Raw genomic sequence first — 20,484 nt, 5'->3', positions numbered from 1 at the left:
GATCATGCGGGCCGCCGGGACCGGCTGTCCAGCGGCCCGCCGGACCGGTCACACCACCTCGCCGTCCTCCAGGTGCAGGCGCTCCCCGGCGAACCCGGCCCGCGTGCGGCGGTCGTGCGTCACCACGACCAGCGCGCCCGGGTAGTCGGCCAGCGCCCGGTCCAGGTCCTCCACCAGGCCCGGCGACAGGTGGTTGGTCGGCTCGTCCAGCAGCAGCAGGTCCACCGGCCTGGTCACCAGCCGGGCCAGCTCGGCCCGCCGCCGCTGCCCGTAGGACAGCTCGCCGATCCGCGCCCGCAGGTCGCGGCGCTCGAACAGGCCCAGCGACAGCAACGCGTCCACGTGCTCGTCCGGGTGTCCCGGCAACCCCTGCGCGAACGCCTGCAGCAGGGTCAGCCCCGGCGGCCACGCAGCCTCCTCCTGCCGCAGGTGGCCCACCCGGACCGGCACGTCGACCACCCCCGAGTCCGGCCGCAGCTCACCGCCCAGCACCCGCAGCAGCGTGGTCTTGCCCGCGCCGTTGGGGCCGGTCACCAGCAGCCGCTCGCCGGGCCGCACGGCCAGCCGCGCCAACCGCAACCGGTCGCCGACCCGCACGTCCGACAGCACGGCCACCCACTGCGCGTCCGCGCCGCCACCGCCGAGCCGCGCGGCGAACCGCAGCGGTTCCGGCGGCGGCGCCACCGGGTTCACGGTCAGCCGCGCCAACCGCTCCTTGGCGTTGCGCACCCGGCTCATCGCGCCGTGCCCACGACCGCGGGCGCGGAACGGGCCGGCCGCGAACACCGCCAGCGGCAGCTTGCGCGGGATCTCGCCCAACGCCCGCGCGTGCGCCGACAGCAGGCGACGTTGGCGCGCCACCTCCGCCCGCCACTCGCCGTGCTCGCGCGACCGCCGCGCCCGCAACGCCGCCTTGGCCGCCAGGTAACCCCCGTAGCCGTCGCCGAAGCGCGCCACCCCACCGGCCTCGACCTCCACGATGGTCGAGGTCACCCGCTCCAGGAACACCCGGTCGTGGGTGATCGCCACGACCGTCCCGCGGTGCCGCATCAGGTGCTGCTCCAACCAGGCCACCGCCCGGTCGTCCAGGTCGTTGGTCGGCTCGTCCAGCAGCAGCAGCTCCGGCGACGACGCCAGCGTGGCCGCCAGGGCCAGCCGCGACCGCTCGCCGCCGGACAGCGTGCCCAGCGCGCGCCGCCGGTCCAACCCTGGCAGCCCCAACCCGTTCAGGGCGACGTCGACCCTCGTGTCGGCCTCGTAACCCCCTCTCGCCTCGTACTGCTCCACCAGTGACGCGTAGTGCTCCGGATCGGCGCGCGGACCCGCCAGCTCGGCCTCGGCCAGGCGCATCCGGGCCTCCAGCTCGCGCAGGTCGGCCAGCGCGAGGTCGACGGCGTCGGCCACGGTCGCGCGCGGCGGCAGGTCCAGCGTCTGGGCCAGGTACCCGATCCCGCCGGGCGCGACCACGGTGACCTCGCCGTTGTCGGCGGCCACCCGGCCCGCGACCACCCCGAGCAGGGTCGACTTGCCGGAACCGTTGTCGCCGATCACGCCGACCTTCTCGCCGGGCTTGACGGTCAGCGAGACCGCGTCGAGCACGACCTGGCCGTGATAGCTCTTGGTGACGTTGTGCAGGGCTAGTTGCGCGGTGCGCAAGGCAGACTCCTGTTCCCGACGGGGACACCGCCGAGTCATCGGTGCGGAGGGTGTGGAGAAGTGCGCTCGCGGAGCGGAGCTCTACGCGGGCGCGGGACCGATGATCACAGGAAGTACAACATCGCCGACGACTGTACCCGGTTGATCGACAACGGGGAAGGTGACCGGCGACACAGTCGGATCACCGGTTTGAGTCGTATAGACTCAAACTATGTTCACCAGGGACGAAGCCCTCACCCAGGTCGAACAGGCGGACACCGCAGCCGACCTGTTCGGCCCCTTCGACCCCACCCGCCGCAAAGACGCCCAACGCCTCCACCGCCGACTCGCCACCGCCCTGCACCCCGACCGCACCGCCCCCGACGACACCAGGGCCCACACCGCCTCAGCCCGACTCACCCGCCTGCACCACGACTGGCAGCACACCAGCACCACCACCGAACTCCGCACCACCCGCGCCACCTACCGCCTCACCCGACGACACGCCATCGGCAGCGTCACCAACCTCTACCTCACCGACGGACCCCACATCGTCAAAGTCGCCCGCAACCCCACCCTCAACCCACTCCTGCACGCCGAGTGGGACGCCCTCCGCCGACTCGACCACCTCACCCACCACCACCCCTGGCTACGCCCCTACTACCCCCACCTCCACGACACCTCCGGCAACACACCCCGCGGCACCCACGCCTTCACCGTCCTCACCCCCCTCACCGACGGCTTCGCCACCCTCACCGACGTCAAAACCGCCCACCCCCACGGCCTCGACGGCCGCGACTACGCCTGGATGCACCGCCGACTCCTCCGCGCCATCGCCGGCGCCCACGAGATCGGCCTCGTCCACGGCGCCATCACCACCGACAACGTCCTCATCCACCCCGCCCACCACGGCATCGTCCTCGCCGGCTGGACCTTCGCCGTCACCACCGGCGAACGACCACTCGCCACCGACCACACCACCCACTACCCACCCGAAATCCACAAAGGACAACCCGCCACCACCGCCACCGACATCCACATGGCCCACACCCTCATGCTCGACCTCCTCGCCCCCGACGAAACCGCCCAACGCCGATTCGCCCGCGGCTGCACCCAAGACGACCCCCACCGACGACCCGACGCCGTCGACCTCCTCACCGAATACGACGACCTGCTCGAACACCTCTACGGCGAACGCACCTACCGACCCTTCGCCCTACCACAGACAGGAGCCTGACATGGGACACGGCAAATGGGACGACAACGCCTACGCAGCGGCCAAGACCTTCCGCGCCGCCAAGGGCATCGACGACTTCGGCTACACCGCCGCCATGCGCTCACGCCCCGCCACCCACTGGAAAGCAGACCCCACCCTCGACCCCAAGAACGTCACCACCCGCGAATGCCGCGACTCACCCGACCACGCCGACTCCACCCCCATCGCCATCCTCTTCGACGTCACCGGCTCCATGGGCCGCGTCCCCCAGATCATGCAGCGCAAACTCGGCAAGCTCCACGGCCTCCTCCAGCGCAAGGGCTACCTCACCGACCCCCAACTCCTCTTCGGCGGCATCGGCGACGCCGACAGCGACCGCGTCCCCCTCCAGATCGGCCAGTTCGAATCCGACAACCGCATGGACGAACAACTCCGCACCATCTTCCTCGAAGGCAACGGCGGCGGCCAGAAGAGCGAATCCTACGAACTCGCCGCCTACTTCATCGCCCGCCACGTCACCACCGACGCCTGGCAGAAGCGCGGCCGCAAGGGCTACCTCTTCCTCATCGGCGACGAACTCAACAAACCACGCCTCGAAGCCCGCCACATCCGCCGCATCATCGGCGACGACGTCAAGCAGGACATCGACCCCGCCTCCATCTACCGCGAACTCGAACGCAAGTGGCACGTCTACTTCGTCCTGCCCAACCAGTCCTCCTACTACAACGACCCCCAGATCGCCGACCACTGGCGCGACCTCCTCGGCCAGCACTTCCTCAAACTCGACGACCCCGGCGCCGTCTGCGAACTCATCGCCGCCACCATCGGCCTGGAAGAACGCGTCGTAGACCTCGACCAAGCCATGGTCGACCTCGCCGAGATCGGCTCCACCACCGAGAGCGAAGCCGTCGGCAAAGCCCTCGTCCACGTCGGCGCCAACACCACCCCCACCAACCCCGCTCCCCCACAACTCGACGGCCCCGACACCGTCACCCTCACCTGATGAACAACCACACCATCGTCATCGGCCTCGGCTTCGGCGACGAAGGCAAAGGGGCGGTGGTGGACGCACTCTGCCACCACCGCCCCACCACCGCCGTCATCCGCTTCAACGGCGGCGCCCAAGCCGCCCACAACGTCGTCACCCACCACCGCCACCACACCTTCAGCCAATTCGGCTCCGGCACCCTCACCGGCACCCCCACCCACCTCTCCCACCACGTCCTCGTCGAACCCATCGCCCTCGCCACCGAAACCCGCCAACTCGAACAACTCGGCATCCCCGACCCGCTCCGACTCCTCACCATCGACGCCGACGCACTCCTCACCACCCCCATCCACGTCGCCGCCAACCGAGCCCGCGAAGACGCCCGCGGCCACGCCCGCCACGGCAGCTGCGGCAAGGGCATCGGCGAAACCACCTGGTACAGCCTCCTCACCCAACGCCACGCCACCACCGGCGACACCGTCGAGGACCAAGAAGTCCTCGGCACACCCGGACCACCACCCACCGTCGGCGACTGCGCCAACCCCACCACCCTCCGCACCAAGCTCGACACCCTCGCCCGCTTCTACGAACCCCTCACCGGCCCCACCACCTCAGTGGACGAACTCGTCCACCTCTACCGCGACTTCGCCGCAGCCGTCCGCACCACCACCGGCGACGAAGTCGGCCGCCTCGCCGACCAGGGCGACCTCGTCTTCGAAGGCGCCCAAGGCGTCCTCCTCGACCAGCACCACGGCTTCCACCCCCACACCACCTGGTCCACCGTCACCCCCCACAACGCCCGCGCCCTCCTCGGCCACCGCCACGCCACCGTCATCGGCGTCACCCGCACCTACCAGACCCGCCACGGCGCGGGCCCCCTCCCCACCGAAGACCCCACCCTCCTCACCCGCTTCCCCGAACACCACAACGACACCGGCCACTACCAGGGCGCCTGGCGCACCGGACACCTCGACGCCACCCTCCTCCGCTACGCCATCGACGTCTCCGGCGGCGTCGACGGCCTCGCCGTCACCCACCTCGACGCCCACGACCTCAAAGTCGCCACCGCCCACGACGCACCGCTCACCGACCTGCCCGACCCCGTCACCTGGCTCGAAGAACACCTCGACGTCCCGGTCCTCATCACCGGCAACGGACCCGACCGGGAGGACTACACCGTGCGGACGCCCGCCCACCGCTGACGTGCGGGAGAATCACACCATGATCGAGTCGACCCCCGTGTCGGTGGACGTGCTGGCCCTGCGCTTCGACCCGACCGCCCGCACCGTCCTGCTCGGCATCGCACCCCGCGCCCTCGACCCGTTCGCAGGCCGGCTCGCCCTGCCCGGCGTCCTGCTCGGCAAGGGCGAACGCCTCCGCGACGCCGCCCACCGCGCCGTCACCGGCAAGCTCGGCCTGCCGGGGACCGCCATCACCGCCACCGGCCAGCTCACCACGTTCGACGAACCGTCCCGCGACCCGCGAGGCCCGACCCTGTCCATCGCCCTGTGGGCCACCGTCGACCCCGCCGGGTTGACCGGCGACGGCCCCACCTGGACACCGCTGGCCGACGTGCCACCGCTGGCCTTCGACCACGACCGCATCGTCCACGACTGCCGCCCCCTCCTGGCCGGCCACCTGTGGCGCGACACCGCGTTCACCGCAGGGCTCCTCGGCCGCGAGTTCACCACCGCGCAAGCCCTCGACGTCACCGAGTCCCTGACCGGCGACCGCCCCTACCCCGCCAACCTCGGCCGCACGATGGAACGCGTGCCCGGCCTCGAACGCACTGCCCAGCACGCCGCCGCCCTACCCAAGGGCGGCCGGCCGCCGTCGGTCTGGCGCTGGACGTCCTGAGCGGTTTTGGTCCTGTCGCACGACTTCACCCGTCGAGTGGACTGGTTTTGGTCAACACTGAAGTAATCGAGTCCACAGACATGATTTTGCCCGGTGCGAACGGGTACCCCCTGGTCGTCCACCCGACCGAGGAGGCCGAGATGCACCCGCTCCCCATCCCCTTCGCCCCGTGGGTCTGGCGCAACGTCGCCGAGGTCTTCGACCGGCGCGACACCAGCTCCCCCGAGGCGGGCGAGGCCACCGACCCGGCGCAGCGCCAGGAGCGCCCGGACATCGGCCTGCTCGGGTACGGGGTCGAAGCGCTCGACGGCCCGATCGGCGAGGTCGACGAGGCCAACGCGCGCGTGCCCGCCGACTGCCTGCTGGTCGACGCGGGCACGTGGCTGTCGCAGCTGAAGGTCGTGCTGCCGGTCGGCGCCGTGGCGAGGGTCGACCACGACGCCAAGAAGGTGCACGTCGACCGCACGCAGGACCAGGTGCGGCACGCGCCGGAGTACGACGCGGACACCTTCGACGCCGACGACTACCGCCGACGCCTCGGCGACTACTACACCGAGAGCTACCGCACGACACCGGCCTGACGCCGGGGTCGGCGTTCCAGGAGCGCCACCGGATCGACACCCGGACTCGTGCCCGGCGGACCACCACCGCCGGGCACGAGCGCGTCAGGCGCCGAGTTCCACGATCCGCGCGGCCACCTCGGCCGGCGCTTCCAGCGGCAGCATGTGGCCCGCGTTCTCCACCACCGCCGACTCGCCGCCGACCGCCGCCGCCAGCGCCTCGGCGTCGGACTCGCGCACCAGCCGGTCCTCGTCGCCGACGATGGCGATCACCGGCCGCTCCCCCGCGACGGTGAGCGCCGCCTCCCGGTCGTACCGGTCCACCGCGGGCCGGAACAACGCGATGGTCTCCGGCCAGTGCGACCACACCATGTCCGCGGTGAGGTCCACGTCCTCCTGGCGCGGCTCGTCGCCGAACAGCCACCAGCGCAGCCCGGCCGTCTTCGCGGGCTCGATCCTCTCCCGGACCGCGCGCACCAGCGGGCCGAAGGCGCGCTCCAGCTCGCGGACGAGCTTGCCCAGCGCCTTGGGCCAGGCCAACGACGTCTCCCCCAGGTCCGTCGCGGCGGTCGACACGAAGACGATGCCCGCCACCCGCTGCCGGTAGAGGCGGGGACGGCGCTCGGCCATCGCCATCGCGGCCATGCCGCCCATCGAGTGGCCCGCGACGACGACCCGACCCTCGGGCGCCAGCCGCTCGACCAGCTCGCCGAGGTCGTCGCCGAGCTGTTCGATCGTCGCGGTCCCCTTGTCGGCGGGCGAGGACGCTCCGTGGCCGCGGTGGTCGTAGGCGATCACCCGCGCGGACGCGGGCAGCGCCGCCACCACCCGGTGCCAGCTGCGGTGGTCCAGCGCGTAGCCGTGGGCGAGCACCACGGTCAGCTCGGCGTCGGGCGGGCCGCTGCGCACCACGTTCAGCTCCGTGCCGTCCTCCAGCCGCAACCGCTCGGTCGCCATGCCGCTGCCCCTTCCGTCGTCGGACCCGTGCCCGACCAACGAGCGACGACGGCGGGCGTTACGACCAGCCGGGGCGGCGCAGCAGCCGGAGCCGCTGGTCGAGCAGGGCGGCGAACTCGTGCGGGCGGCCGACGACCAGTTCGACGTCCCGCCCGGCGGCCCGGACCACGACCACCTCGCCGGCGGGCTCGCCGCGCGCCTCGGCCACCCGCACGCCGGTGATGTCGCGCAGCGGCAGCTCGCCGCCGGAGAAGTCCGGGTTGGACGGTCCGGTGGTCACGTGCCAGCGCAGCAGCTCGCCGTCGAAACCGGCGTGGGCGGGCACCGGGTGCCCGGTGGGGTTGCGCACCTGCCGCGACCCGCTGCGCACGCCGAGCGTCGTCCCGGCGATCGCGTCACCGGCGCCGTCCAGCAGCAGCGCCCTCGCCCGCGCCAGGAGCGGCGCGGCGACGGCGGCGGCGACCACCGTCGGCAGGACGAGCAGCGGGTGCAGGGTGAGCAGCCAGAGGCCGAGCGCCTGCGCCAGGGCGGCGCAGGCGACCAGGCCGGTCCACCAGCCCGTCCGGCGCGCGAAGACCCGGCGGACCAGGAACCACACCGGCGTCGCGAGACCGACCAGCAGCAGGACCCAGGACGGCGCCACCGGGCCCGGCCACGGCGCCACCAGCGCGACCACCAGGCCGGTCAGCGGCGGCGCGAGGAAACCGAGCAGCACCAACGGCCGCGCCCGTGCCCAGCGCCGCTCGAAGTCCGCGCGCACCTCGGCGTGCACGCCGAACGGCAACCGCACCCGCACCACCTCCGGGGGCAGCGTAACGTCACCGCTCCTCCACTTTCGGGTACACAGGGTGACGGCCCACCATGCGACTCGTCAAAGTGCGCCCAGGGATTTGGAAAGCGCTTACCGCAGCCGGGCGCACCGATCAAGAGCCTAGAAAGACCATGCCCTGCGAGAAATTCTGTTAACGCTAACCAGATTGCACCCGGCGCGATGGGCCACCACCGCTCAGGTGATCAACTTTCTCATTTCGCCAAAGCCGGTGCGCGATCGCCTTGCGGTCGGACCGTCGATGTGTTAGCGCTCTCATACAGGGTCGGGTTACGGTACCGTTCAAGATGGTCCACAGTGGACCTGCGGGGTCGCGCAGGTACTATGATCGCCCGATGGTCACCATCGCCGACGTCGCCCGAGCGGCCGGGGTTTCGCCCAGCACCGTGTCCTACGTGCTGTCCGGGAAGCGCTCGATCTCGGAGACGACCAGGCGCCGGGTGCACCACAGCATCCGCAAGCTCGGCTACCGGCCCAACGCGGGCGCGCGGGCGCTGGCGAGCAGCCGCACCAACGTGCTGGCCCTGGTCGTCCCGCTGCGCGCCGACCTGAACGTCCCGGTGGTCATGCAGTTCGTCACCGCCACCGTCGCCGAGGCCCGCACCCACGACCACGACGTGCTGCTGCTGACCGCCGACGAGGGCGCGGAGGGCCTGCACCGGGTCGCGGCCTCCGCGCTGGCCGACGCGATCATCGTGATGGACGTCGAGGCCGCCGAGCCGCGCGTGCCGGTGCTGCGCGAGCTGGCCCGGCCGGCGGTGCTGATCGGCGTGCCGGACGACACCCGCGACCTGACCTGCGTGGACCTGGACTTCACCGCCGCCGGGTCGGAGTGCGTCACCCACCTCGCCGACCTCGGTCACCGCGACATCGCCCTCATCGGTCCCTCCCCCGCCGTCTACGAGCGCGGCACGAGCTACGCGGGCCGGTTCCTCGGCGGGTTCCGCAAGACCGCCGCGAGCCGCGGGATCGAGGCCACCGCGCTGGCCTGCGTGCCCACCTACGACGGGCTGCGCGAGTGCCTGGACGGGCTGCTGGCCGGTCGCGGCCCGGTCACCGGCCTGGTCGTGCACAACGAGGCGATCCTCGGCCCGCTGCTGTCCGAGCTGGCCCGCCGGGGCAGGCGGGTGCCGCGCGACATCTCGGTGCTCGCGGTCTGCCCGCCGGACGTGGCGCGGGCGCAGGCCGTGCCGCTGTCCTCGGTCGACCTGCCCGCCGTCGAGATCGGCCGGCTGGCCGTCGAGCTGGCGATGCGCCGGCTCGACGGCCCGGCCGACCCGGAGGTCCGGCTGCTGCCGCCGCGGCTAACGGCCCGTGGCAGCACCGGTCCGGTGGTTGCCTAGGGTCACCAGGCGCACCGGTCCCGGATCACCCTGCGCCGCACCGGTGGAGATCACGGCGAAGGTGAGCGTGTTGTGGTCGCGCAGCACGCCGGTGGGCAGCACGAACTCGCGCTGCGGGCCGGCGGCGTTGAGGTACTGGCCCATGTTCCAGCCGTTGACGAAGATCAGCACCCGGTAGTCGCGGTCGGTGGTGTCGTCGAACCGCAGGCCGAGCGAGACGTCGTGCCCGCGCGGCAGGTCCAGGTCGAAGGTGGTGCGGTACCAGGACACCCCCGGCGCCAGCGCGCCCGGCGGGCGGTGCCAGGTTCCGGAGCCGGGCAGGTGCCAGCCGGCGCGCTCGCCGTACAGGCCGCCGGTGTTCATCGGGCCGCGTTCGCCGTCCATCGCCCGCGAACCGCGGATCTGCCACGAGATCGGCGCGGTGGAGCCCTCGACCACCACCCCGAACAGGCCGCGCGGCTGCTTGTGGCGCACGTCGTCGGCGGTCCAGTCGTCGTTGTGGCCCATGTTCTCGACCAGCACGGTCAGCGTGGCCCGCTCACCGCCGGCCAGCAGCCCCTCGGGCACGGCGAAGTCGCCGCGGCCCGGGTCGGGGTTGACCGGTTCGGAGTCGGCCTGCGTGCCGCCCGCGGCCGAGCCGAGGTAGCGGCCGTTGAGCCAGACCAGGTAGACGCCGCGCCTGCCGGTGACGGCGTTGACGCTGATCGCCTTCTCGGCGCCGGTGGCGGTGAACCGGCCGCGGTACCAGACGTTGCCGTTGTGGTGGCCGTACTCGTCGGAGTAGAGCACCGGCAGCGTCCTGGGCTTGATCGGGCTCGCGGTGGTGGTCCGGTCCGCGGTGGTCCAGCCGGACTCGGCCATGCCGGGCGCCTCGGCGCGGTACCGCCACCCGGTCAGCTCGGGCAGGCGCACCTGCCGCGGACCGGGCAGCGAGCCGACCAGGGAACCGCTGGACGTGCGGCGCGCGGACACCGGGCGCCCGCCGACCGACAGGTGCCGGACCGGCGCGAACACCTCCACCTCACCCGCGCGGTCGGTGTCGGCGCGCAGCCGCAGCCGGTCGCCCTCGACCTCGGCTCCCCTGGCCAGCGCGGTGCCGAGGACCAGGACGGGCCCGGCCCCGGTGTCCAGCTTCCAGAACCGCGCGGCGGTCTCGTCGGTGCCGAGCATGAGCAGCACCGGCTTGCGCCCGCCGCCGGAGACCAGCACCCGGGCCAGGCCGGTGTGGGTGTAGTCCAGCCGCAGGTCGCCGTTGTCGTAGCTGCTGCGCACCTGGCCGTCGAGCACCTCCACGGTCGGGGCCGAGTCGTACCGCAGCACGGTCGAGCCCTGCTCGCCGTCACGGCCGTAGAGCACGGCCACGTCGCGACCGGACACGTCGACGTGGGTCAGGACCTCCGAGTTCGACCACACCAGCCGCTGGCCGCCCAGGTCGTACCCGGCGACCAGGATCTTGGCGTCCCGGCCGTCGACCCGCACGGGCACCCGGTAGCTGCCGTCCGGGGTGGCCCAGTCCAGGGTGGTGGACACGTCGGTGTCGGTGCGCCGGTCGGCGTGCCGCACCAGGACGAACTGGGTGCCGGTGTCCGGGTTGGACCGCGCCGCCGTGCGCACCGCCGGGTCGGCGGGGGTCGGCGCGGTGGCGGCGTCGGTCTTCAGGATCGGCGCCACGGTCGTCATGAAGTAGCCCTGGCGCTTGAACTCGTCGTACTTGGCGGTGAGCTGCCGCGACTCGGTGATCGCCGCGCCGTAGTCGTAGGAGGTGTAGACGTCGTTGGGCTGCGGCAGCCAGCCCCAGGACGTGCCGCCGAAGGCCATGTAGTAGCCGAACATCGTCGCGCCGCTCTCCACGACGTTCGACTTGTAGAACACCTTCATGTACTCCGGGCCGGTCAGCTGCCGGCACTTGTCGTACCCGGCGTCGTTCAGGTCGATCGCACCCGCCTGGTACTCGGCGGCGTACACCGGCGCGGTGTCGTTCAGCCGCCGGGTCACGCCCTCGGCCGAGCCCCACGCGTCGGGTTCGCGGCAGTTGAACAGCTGCGGGTAGTCGTCGACGCCGGGGATCTCCACGGCGCCCTCGCCGGACGACCAGTTGGCCAGGTACCCGCCGCAGCAGTTGTTGTGCACGATCGGCACGTCGACGCCCGCAGCCCTGGCCTGGTCCTGGAGGTCCTGCATGTAGGCGGTGTCGACGTTGACGGCGTACTCGTTCTCGACGTTGTAGGCGATCACCGAGCCGCCGCGCGACACCTGGTGCCGCGCGATGATCGGGTTGAGGTGGCCGAGCCAGTCGCGGTAGGCCGCGGTGTAGCCGGGGTCGCTGGACCGCGCCCGCCCGTCCACCGCCTTCAACCACGCCGGGAAGCCGCCGCCGCTGGTCTCGGCGTTGATGTACGGACCGGGCCGGGCCACCACGTGCAGGCCCAGCTCGTCGGCCAGCCGCAGCAGCCGGTCCACGTCCCGCACGCCGGTGAAGTCGTAGACGCCCGGAGCGGGCGAGTGGTAGCCCCAGTGGAAGTACAGCGACACGCCGCTGAACCCGGCCGCCCGGACCTTCTCCAGCACGTCGCGCCACAGCTCGGGGCTGGGCAGCCGGAAGTAGTGGAACTCCCCCGACCACAGCATGACCCGCTCGCCGTCGACCATCAGCGAGTGCTTGTCGTAGGACACCACGGGCCGCTCGGCGGTCTCGACCGGCGCCGCGGTCACCGGAGCGGTGGCGGCCAGGGAACCCAGCAGCACGAGCACGACCGCCAACAGCCTCATCGGACGCCCCGCAGGGTCAGGGCCCCGGAGCCGGCGCTGACGAGCACCCCGTCGGGGTGCGGGCCGACCTCGCCGCCGTCCACCGCGTCGACCCCCTCCGCGCCGATCAGCAGCACCCGCCACCGGGACGGCGCGCCGTCGGCCTCGACCCGGACCACGTCGCCGTCGCGGTGGGTGTGGAACGTCGTGCCGCCCACCACCGTCACGTGCTCGCCGTCGGCCAGGCGGTACACCCGGAGCGTGACGCCCTCGGCGTAGTCGTAGTCGGGCCGGTCGTCCACCGCGCCGACCGGCAGGACGGTGTCCGGTCGGACCAGGACCGGCGCGGTGAGGAAGTCGCAGCGGTCCCGCACCCAGCGCGGGCCCTGCACGGTCTCCCCCGTCAGCAGGTGCGTCCACACACCCTCGGGGACGTAGTAGGACACGTCGCCCCCGTCCGAGAACACCGGCGCGACCAGCAGGTCGTCGCCGAGCATGTACTGGCGTTCGAGGTTGGCGCAGCCGGGGTCGTCCGGGAACTCCACCACCATCGCCCGCATCACCGGCACGCCCTCGGCGGCGGCCTGCCGCGCCGCCCGGTCCAGGTACGGCATCAGGCTCAGCTTGAGCTTGACGAACCGCCGCAGCACGTCGACCGACTCCTCGTCGAACAGCCACGGCACGCGGTAGGACGAGCTGCCGTGCAGCCTGCTGTGCGAGGACAGCAGGCCGAACGCGATCCACCGCTTGAACAGCGCCGCCGACGGCGTGCCCTCGAACCCGCCGATGTCGTGGCTCCAGTAGCCGAACCCGGACAGGCCGAGCGACAGCCCGCCGCGCAGGCTCTCCGCCATCGACTCGTAGGTCGCCTCGCAGTCGCCGCCCCAGTGCACCGGGAACTGCTGCGAACCGGCCGTCGCCGACCGCGCGAACACCACCGCGTCGCCGTCGCCGCGCCGCTTGCGCAGCACGTCGAACACGGTCCGGTTGTAGAGGTGGGTGTAGTGGTTGTGCATCCGCTCCGGGTCCGAGCCGTCGTGGTAGACCACGTCGGTGGGCACGCGCTCGCCGAAGTCGGTCTTGAAGCAGTCCACCCCCTGCTCCAGCAGGGCGTCCAGCTTGGCCGAGTACCAGGCGCGGGCGGCCGGGTTGGTGAAGTCGACCAGCGCCATGCCCGGCTGCCACAGGTCCCACTGCCACACGTCGCCGTTCGGCTTGCGCAGCAGGTAGCCCCCTGCCTTGCCCTCGGCGAACAGCGGCGACCGCTGCGCGATGTAGGGGTTGATCCACACCGAGATCCGCAGGCCGCGGGCGCGCAGCCGGTCGAGCATCCCGACGGGGTCGGGGAACGTGCGCGGGTCCCACTCGAAGTCGCACCAGTGGAACTCGCGCATCCAGAAGCAGTCGAAGTGGAACACGCTCAGCGGCAGGTCCCGCTCCAGCATCCCGTCGATGAACCCGGAGACGGTCTGCTCGTCGTAGGACGTGGTGAACGACGTCGACAGCCACAGGCCGAACGACCACGCGGGCGGCAGCGCGGGCCGCCCGGTCAGCGCGGTGTACTTGCGCAGGATCTCCCGCGGCGTCGGCCCGTAGACCAGGAAGTACTCCAGCGCCTGGCCCTCGACGCTGAACTGGACCTTCGACACCGCCTCCGAGCCCACCTCGAACGAGACATGCCCGGGGTGGTTGACGAAGACGCCGTACCCCGCGTTGGTCAGGTAGAACGGGACGTTCTTGTACGCCTGCTCGCTGCTGGTGCCGCCGTCGGCGTTCCAGATGTCCACCGTCTGGCCGTTCTTGACCAGCGGCCCGAACCGCTCGCCCAGCCCGTAGACCGCGTCGCCGACGCCCATCGTCAGCTGCTCGCGGACGTGGTGCGCGCCGTCCACGGTCATGAACCCGATGCCCTTGGCGCCGCTGCTGGTCAGCCGGCGGCCGTCGGCGGTGAAGTCCACCCGCCACTCCTCGCCGCGGCACACCCGCACCGACAACGCGCCCGCGGTCATCACCACGCCGGCGTCGTCCTCCACCACCTTCGCCTCGTGCCCGCCGTCGGCGGTGAGGGCGAACGCCGGTTCCCTCGGCGCCCCACCGGAGAAGTGGGTGACCTTCACCCCGATCACGTCGGCCATCGGCGAGGTGAGGCCCAAGGTGACCGCCGGCCCCTTGAGGGTGTCGCCGCGGTGCCGGATCGGGCGGGTCGAGGCGTGCACGACGACCTCGCCGTTGCCCGTGGTGACATCACGCACCTCGACCGGATGAGCGGCCTCGACCCCGGGCCGAAGCAGCCAGTACCCGTCGCTGAACTTCACTTGACTGCTCCTGCCGTGATGCCGCGGGTCAGCGCGCGTTGGAAGATCAGGAAGAAGGCGATGGCCGGGATGATCCCGAGCAGCGCCGAGGCGCTGGTCATGGTGGCGTCCATCATCCGCTGGCCCTGGAGCACGCCCAGCGCCACCGGCACGGTCTGGTTCTCGTTGGAGATCAGCAGCACCAGCGGCAGGAAGAACTCGTTCCAGGTCCAGATGAAGAAGAACACGAACAGCACGCCCAGGGTGGGCCTGCTGATCGGCACCACGACCCGCACCAACGCCTGCCACTTGTTCGCACCGTCGATGCGGGCGGCCTCCAGCAGTTCGCGCGGGAAGCCGCCGAGCGTCGAGGTGAGCAGGTAGGTGCCGAAGGCGGCCTGGACCACCGTGAAGATGATGATCACGGCCAGCTTCGTGTCGTACAGCCCGGCCTCGTTGGCCAGGAAGTACAGCGGGTAGACCAGCGCCTCCTGCGGCAGGGTGTTCGCGATGAGGAACACCACCAGGATCCACAGCCTGCCGCGGACGCGGCCGATGCCCAGCGCGTAGGCGTTGAACACCGAGACCACCACCGCGAGCACGGCCACCGACCCGCTGATCACCAGGCTGTTGAGCAGCTTCTCGCCGAAGTCGACCCGGTCCCAGAACGCGATCACGCCGTCCAGCCACACCCCGTCGGGCAGCTCCAGCGGCCCGCCGGTGGAGTACTCCTCCGGCGTCTTCACGGCGTTGAGCGCCACGATGGCGAACGGCGCCAGCATGGCCGCGGCGAGCACGACCACCGACCACAGCACCGCGTGCCGCCTCACGAGCGCTCGCCCCGGTTCTGCACCCGCAGGAACGCCCACGTCAGCACCAGGATCAGCACCGTGAGCACGGTCGCGATCGCCGCGCCGTACCCCACCCTGGTCTTCTCGAAGAAGTTCTGGAACGAGTAGTACGACGGCACGTTCGTCGCGCCGCCCGGACCGCCCCTGGTCAGCACGTAGATCGGCGCGAACACCTTGAGCGCGGCGATCGTGCAGGTCAGCAGCACGACGAAGGTCTCGGGCCGCAGCTGCGGCACGGTGACGTGGAAGAACCGGCCCCACCACGACGCGCCGTCCAGCTCCGCGGCCTCGTGCAGCGCGGGGTCGATCCGCTGCATCCCGGCCATGAAGATCACCACCGGGTAGCCGACCTGGATCCACAGCATCACGCCCATCACGGTCCACAGCGCCAGGTCCGGGTCGCCCAGCCAGTTCCGCGCCAGCACGTCCAGCCCGACCGCGCGCAGCACCTCGTTCAGCGCGCCGTCCCGCGGCGCCAGGATCCAGCTCCACACGATCCCGGCCACCGCGATGGGCAGCACCTGCGGCAGGTAGACGCACGCCCGCAGCACGGCGGCGGTGCGCGCGCCGAAGTGCTTGCCGATGTAGTCGAACAGGGTCGCGGCGAGGACGAGCCCGATCAGCGTCGGCAGGACCGCCATCGCCACCACCAGGCCGACGTTGTGCCGGAACGACGCCCAGAACGCGCCGTCCGACATCAGCCGGGCGTAGTTGTCCAGGCCGACCCACTCCGGCTCGCCCGCGCCGGACCACTCGGTGAGGCTGATGCCGATGTTCATCCCGAACGGCACCAGGATCACCACGAGCAGCAGCAACCCGCCCGGGATGAGGAACAGCAGGTACGACCCGCGGTCGCGGATCGCGGTGGGGACCACGCTCATTTGCCGACGCTCGCCAGGTTCTCCTCGTAGTAGTCGGCCATCTCGGTCAGCACCTCGTGCGGCCCGAGCTGCCCGGTGATCAGCTTCTGCACCGACGAGACCTGCATGTCGTAGAAGCCGGGCGCGGGCCAGTCCGGGTAGAACGCCAGCCGGTCGGCGTCGCTGAGCGCCTTGAAGTCGTCGTTGAGCTGCTTGGTCCTCGGGTCGGTGGCGGGCGCGGCGCTGGGCGCGACGGCCACGCCGCCCGCGTCGCGCAGCTTGTCCTGGATCGCCGGTGACATGGTGATCTCGATGAAGTCGTAGGCGAGCTGCTTGTTCTTCGACCCCTTCGGCACCACCCACAGGTTGCCGCTGGACCCCGACGTCATGCCGGGCCACGGCACGGACGCCCACTCGAAGTCCTTGACCTGGGCCTGCACCCGGCCGTACCACCAGCTGCCGCTGATCATGATCGGCTGCTCGCCCCGCATGAACGACAGCCCCATGTCCTCGGCCTTCACCCCGGCCGAGTCCTTGCTGATGTAGCCCTCGCGCAGCCACTTGGCGAACGTCTCCGCGCCGAACACCCACGTGTTGTCGTGGAAGTTCACGTCGCCGGTGTAGCGCTGGAACCGGTCGACCCAGTCGCGGTCGGCCTTGGTCAGCGCCAGCTGGTAGAACAGCTGGTGCGCCGGGTACTCCGCGCCGCCGAGCGCGATCGGCGTGATGCCCGCGTCGACGAACTTGTCCATCGCGGCGGTCAGCTCGTCCAGCGTCTTCGGGGCGGCGAGCCCCTGCTGGTCGAACATGGTCTTGTTGTAGTAGACCATCACGTACTCGGCGTAGTTGGGGATGCCGTACCACTTGCCGGAGCCCATGACGCCGCGCTCGTCGTACTTGGCGGTGGTGTCGATGCCCGGTCCGAGCTTCTTGTCCCACCCGCGCTTGGCGACCTCGTCGCTGATGTCGGTCAGCACGCCCTGCTTGGACAGCAGGCCGGTGGTCGCGTTGCCCTTGTTGTACTCCAGGATGTCGGGCGCGTCCTTGGAGTTGAGCACCATCGAGGCGGTCTTCTGGATCTGCTCGAAGCCCTTCTCCTCGAACTGCACCTTCACGCCGGGGTGCGACGCCTCGAACTGCTTGATCGCCTCGGCCCAGGCCACGCCCATGGCGCTGTCCGGTCCCTCGTAGTGCCACAGCTTGAGGGTGTTCGGGTCGCCGGCGTCCTCCGGACTTCCGCAGCCGGCCACGGCCATCAGGGCCGCCATCGCGGCCACCAGGAGTCGCTTGGGCATCAGGATGATCCCTCCACGGTGAGGTTGTCGATCCGGGCCTTCCCCCTGAAGACCAGGTACACGTCCTGCCGACCGGCCGCGGCGCGCAGCGGCGTCGACACCCGGGTCCAGGAGTGCTCGTCGGCCGTGGTCGGCACGGCGAGCGCGCCCACCAGCCGTCCGGCGGGGCCGCCGAGGCGGACCTCCACCGTCGTGGGCGCGTCCGGGTTGGCGACCCGGGCGGTCAGCGACCGGGCCGACCGGCGGAGGTCGACGTCCTCGAACGCGACCCACTGGTCGGGAGCCGTCGCGGCGACGGCGGTGCCGCGCTCCTTGGTGGTTCCCACCAGGGTCACGCCGGAGTAGTCGTCGAAGTTCTGCGCCTGCGTGGTCCGGCGCAGGTCGCGCGGCGGGATCGTCTCGCCGCGAACGGCGATGGTCCGGGTCAGCGGACCGACCTCGATGTCGTGCGGCGCGCGCTCCACCACCCGCCGCTCGCGGGTGACGTCCCAGAACGACAGGTCGGCCGCGCGGACGGTCAGCTCGACGGTCCTGGTCTCGCCGGGCCGCAGCTCCACCCGGTCGAACGCGCGCAGCTGCCTGATCGGCTGCGGGACCCGGGACTGTTTCTGGTGCGAGTACAGCCGCACCACCTCGGCGCCCGCCCGGTCGCCGGTGTTGGTCACGTCCACGCGGACCCGCACCTCGCCGGACGCGTCGACCACCGCCCGGTCCACCCGCAGGTCCGAGTACCCGAACGAGGTGTAGCTCAGGCCGTGGCCGAACGGGTACAGCGGCGTGCCGCGGAAGTGCTGGTAGGTGTGCCCGGACTTGGCGATGTCGAACCGGAGCTTGTCCGGCAGGTCCGCGTCGGACCGGTACCAGGTCTGGGTCAGCCGGGCGCTCGGGTTGTGGTCGCCGAACAGCACGTCGGCGATGGCGTGCCCGGTCTCCTGGCCCGCGTGCGTGGTCCACAGGACCGCGGGCAGGTCCGCGGTGTCCCAGTCGCCCGCGTACGGGTAGCCGCTCTCCAGCACGACGATCGTGCGGGGGTTCGCCCGGCGCACGGCGTCGACCACGGCCCGCTGACCGGCGGGCAGCGCGGTGGTCGCGCGGTCGTCGTCCTCGCGGCCGTTGATGAACGGCATGCTGCCGACCACCACGACGGCGGCGTCGGCTCCCCTGGCCGCCTCGACCGCGCTGTCCACGCCGCTGCGCACGACCTCGCGCCCGAACCTCGCGGCGTTCTCCGGGGTGGCGGCGCCGAGCGCGAGCCTGCCGTCCGCGCCGACCACCGCGTACCTGTTCCCGAACCACGGCTCCCGGACGTCGTTGCCCGCGTACTCCAGCACGGACGAGCCGTCGGGCTGCGCGACGAGCTTGAACTGCTGCTGGACGTACCAGCCGGTGGGCTGCGCGGCGTTGTTCACCAGGCTGCGGCCGTCGCCCAGGGACACGGTCCTGCCGTTGGCGACGGCCCGCAGCGTCACGGTGTCCTCGCCCCAGTCGAACACGTCGAACCCGGTCGCGTCGGTCGGCGTCGCCTCGGTGGCGGTCAGCGCGGCGCCGGTGGCCGACGGGGAGGCGCTGACGTAGTCGCCGGTGGCCAGGTGCTTCAGCCTGATCCGGTCGACGCCCTCGCTCGACGTCACCTCGGCGCGTTCCCGCACGCCCTGCGCGGGCGTGACGCGGTAGGGCATGGAGCCGGAGTACCAGTCCTCGTACAGCGTGTCGGCGAGCTGGCCGACGACGGCGACCCTCTTCGCGTCCTCGGTGGACAGGGGCAGGGTCTTGCGGTCGTTGCGCAGCAGCACGACCTGCTCGGTGGCGGCCTCGCGGGCGAGCCGCCGGTGCTCCGGGGCGTCGATGACGTCCGGCGTGATGGCCGCGTACGGGTTGCGGCCGACGGGGTCGAACTCGCCGAGCCGGAACCGGATCGACAGCACGTGCCGCGCCGCGTCCTCGACGTCGGCCGCGGTGATCAGGCCCCGGGCCAGGGCCGCCTTGATGGCGGTGGTGGTCGGCGCGGAGTCGCGGTCGTTCTCGGTGAAGCTGTCCAGACCGGCCCGGATCGCCGCCGCGTCCGCTTCGACGGCGGTCGGGTGGTACCGCTGGGAGCGGGTCAGGTTCGTCGCGCCGCCGGCGTCGCCGACGATCATCAGGTCCTCGTCGGTCCACGACCGCACCACGTCGTCCAGCTCGGGGGCGACGTGCGTCGGGCGGCCGTTGACCAGGTTGTAGGAGGCCATCACGCCGGTGGCGGCGTTCGCCGAGATCGCCGCCTTGAACGCGGCTTCGTCGTAGTCCTTCAGGACGCGCGGCGGGATGATCGAGTCGACGGTGGTCCGGCGGTCCTCGACGTTGTAGGCCAGGTAGTGCTTCAACGTCGGCGCGGCCTGGAGGTAGTCGGGGTGGTCGCCCTGGACCCCCCGGCCGAAGGCGGTCGAGATGCGCCCGGTCAGGTAGGGGTCCTCGGAGTAGCCCTCCTCGTTGCGGCCCCACCTCGGGTCGCGCAGCGGGTTCACCACCGGCGCCCACAGGTTCAGGCCGTTGAACGCGGGGTCGCGCGCGTGGAAGCCGCGCGCCTCGCGACCGGTGACCGCGCCGACCCGTTCGACCAGTTCGGGGTTCCACGTGGTGGCGAGGCCGAGCGCCTGCGGGAACACCGTGGCCTCGCCCAGCCACGCCACGCCGTGGAGCGCTTCGGTGCCGGTCTTGAACGCGCCGATGCCCAGCCTCGGGATGGCCGGCTGGTACTGGTGCAGCAGCGAGACCTCCTCGTCGACGGTCAACCGGTCGAGCAGGTCGGCGATGCGCGCGGCGCGCGGCAGGTCGGGGTCGCGGAACGGGAGCTCGCGCGCGTGCGCGGGCGAGGGCGCCGACAGCAGGGACACGACCAGCGGCAACAGCACCCAGCGGCGCACCTGCGACACGGACGTCCCCCTCGTCTCGGGGAAGCGACGGCGCCTTCGCCATCGAAGCGCTTCGACTCTGCACCGTAGAGGGCCGGGCGCGACGTGCGCAACGGGTTGTGGGCGCGCCATGTTAGCGCTAACCTGCGCTGCTCGTGGA

Annotated in this window: 15 protein-coding genes; 6 read left to right on the top strand and 9 right to left on the bottom strand. The window is 71.8% G+C overall.

Going from position 1 to position 20,484, the window contains the following annotated elements:
* Positions 1–48 precede the first annotated feature (48 nt).
* Positions 49–1,656 (bottom strand): TlrC/CarA/OleB/SrmB family ABC-F type ribosomal protection protein, encoded by a 1,608-nt coding sequence (locus tag AB0F89_RS25000; RefSeq protein WP_367128017.1) that lies wholly within the window; start codon positions 1,654–1,656, stop codon positions 49–51.
* A gap of 211 nt (positions 1,657–1,867) precedes the next feature.
* Here AB0F89_RS25000 and AB0F89_RS24995 point away from each other — a divergent pair, with 211 nt between their 5' ends.
* From AB0F89_RS24995 to AB0F89_RS24975, 5 genes are all read left to right on the top strand, one after another.
* Positions 1,868–2,872 (top strand): adenylate cyclase, encoded by a 1,005-nt coding sequence (locus tag AB0F89_RS24995; protein ID WP_367128016.1) that lies wholly within the window; start codon positions 1,868–1,870, stop codon positions 2,870–2,872.
* Between the two features lies 1 nt (position 2,873).
* Entirely contained in the window at positions 2,874–3,854 is a 981-nt protein-coding gene (locus AB0F89_RS24990; protein WP_367128015.1) for a hypothetical protein, read from the top strand.
* Positions 3,854–5,041, top strand: coding sequence for an adenylosuccinate synthetase (locus tag AB0F89_RS24985; RefSeq protein ID WP_367128014.1), 1,188 nt, complete (start codon positions 3,854–3,856; stop codon positions 5,039–5,041). The genes AB0F89_RS24990 and AB0F89_RS24985 overlap by 1 nt, the downstream gene beginning before the upstream one ends.
* Before the next feature lie 19 nt (positions 5,042–5,060).
* Positions 5,061–5,696 carry an NUDIX domain-containing protein gene (locus AB0F89_RS24980; RefSeq protein ID WP_367128013.1) on the top strand — a complete coding sequence of 212 codons (636 nt, stop codon included), beginning with the start codon at positions 5,061–5,063 and terminating at the stop codon, positions 5,694–5,696.
* A gap of 140 nt (positions 5,697–5,836) precedes the next feature.
* On the top strand, positions 5,837–6,277 hold the full coding sequence (locus AB0F89_RS24975; RefSeq protein WP_367128012.1) for a PRC-barrel domain containing protein: 441 nt from the start codon (positions 5,837–5,839) through the stop codon (positions 6,275–6,277).
* Positions 6,278–6,361: 84 nt separating this feature from the next.
* Here the strand turns inward: AB0F89_RS24975 and AB0F89_RS24970 are convergent, their stop codons facing one another.
* Both AB0F89_RS24970 and AB0F89_RS24965 read right to left on the bottom strand, forming a co-directional pair.
* Positions 6,362–7,213, bottom strand: a complete 852-nt coding sequence (locus tag AB0F89_RS24970) for an alpha/beta fold hydrolase (protein ID WP_367128011.1) — start codon at positions 7,211–7,213, stop codon at positions 6,362–6,364.
* A 58-nt stretch (positions 7,214–7,271) separates the two neighbouring features.
* Positions 7,272–8,003, bottom strand: a complete 732-nt coding sequence (locus AB0F89_RS24965; RefSeq protein ID WP_367128010.1) for a hypothetical protein — start codon at positions 8,001–8,003, stop codon at positions 7,272–7,274.
* A 374-nt stretch (positions 8,004–8,377) separates the two neighbouring features.
* Between AB0F89_RS24965 and AB0F89_RS24960 the strand changes: the two genes are divergently transcribed.
* Complete coding sequence (locus AB0F89_RS24960; protein ID WP_367128009.1) at positions 8,378–9,385, top strand: LacI family DNA-binding transcriptional regulator; 1,008 nt, start codon at positions 8,378–8,380, stop codon at positions 9,383–9,385.
* On the opposite strand, the gene AB0F89_RS24955 is transcribed toward AB0F89_RS24960, so the two are convergent.
* From AB0F89_RS24955 to AB0F89_RS24930, 6 genes are read right to left on the bottom strand one after another with little or no spacing between them, the layout of a single operon-like run.
* Positions 9,347–12,154 (bottom strand): beta-galactosidase, encoded by a 2,808-nt coding sequence (locus AB0F89_RS24955; RefSeq protein ID WP_367128008.1) that lies wholly within the window; start codon positions 12,152–12,154, stop codon positions 9,347–9,349. The two genes, AB0F89_RS24960 and AB0F89_RS24955, sit on opposite strands and share 39 nt — an antisense overlap.
* On the bottom strand, positions 12,151–14,448 hold the full coding sequence (gene yicI / locus AB0F89_RS24950; protein ID WP_367128007.1) for an alpha-xylosidase: 2,298 nt from the start codon (positions 14,446–14,448) through the stop codon (positions 12,151–12,153). The genes AB0F89_RS24955 and yicI overlap by 4 nt, the downstream gene beginning before the upstream one ends.
* Entirely contained in the window at positions 14,445–15,257 is an 813-nt protein-coding gene (locus AB0F89_RS24945; RefSeq protein WP_367128006.1) for a carbohydrate ABC transporter permease, read from the bottom strand. Before AB0F89_RS24945 ends, yicI begins: the two co-directional genes overlap by 4 nt.
* Positions 15,254–16,159: a carbohydrate ABC transporter permease gene (locus AB0F89_RS24940; protein WP_367128005.1), complete on the bottom strand. Its 906-nt coding sequence runs from the start codon at positions 16,157–16,159 to the stop codon at positions 15,254–15,256. Before AB0F89_RS24940 ends, AB0F89_RS24945 begins: the two co-directional genes overlap by 4 nt.
* Entirely contained in the window at positions 16,156–17,433 is a 1,278-nt protein-coding gene (locus tag AB0F89_RS24935) for an ABC transporter substrate-binding protein (RefSeq protein WP_367128004.1), read from the bottom strand. The genes AB0F89_RS24940 and AB0F89_RS24935 overlap by 4 nt, the downstream gene beginning before the upstream one ends.
* Positions 17,433–20,345 carry a glycoside hydrolase family 3 C-terminal domain-containing protein gene (locus AB0F89_RS24930; RefSeq protein ID WP_367128003.1) on the bottom strand — a complete coding sequence of 971 codons (2,913 nt, stop codon included), beginning with the start codon at positions 20,343–20,345 and terminating at the stop codon, positions 17,433–17,435. Before AB0F89_RS24930 ends, AB0F89_RS24935 begins: the two co-directional genes overlap by 1 nt.
* Between the last annotated feature and the right edge of the window lie 139 nt (positions 20,346–20,484).

This window comes from Saccharothrix sp. HUAS TT1 (genome assembly GCF_040744945.1).
Taxonomy (GTDB): Bacteria; Actinomycetota; Actinomycetes; order Mycobacteriales; family Pseudonocardiaceae; genus Actinosynnema.
This window is presented reverse-complemented; position numbering and strand designations above follow the sequence as displayed.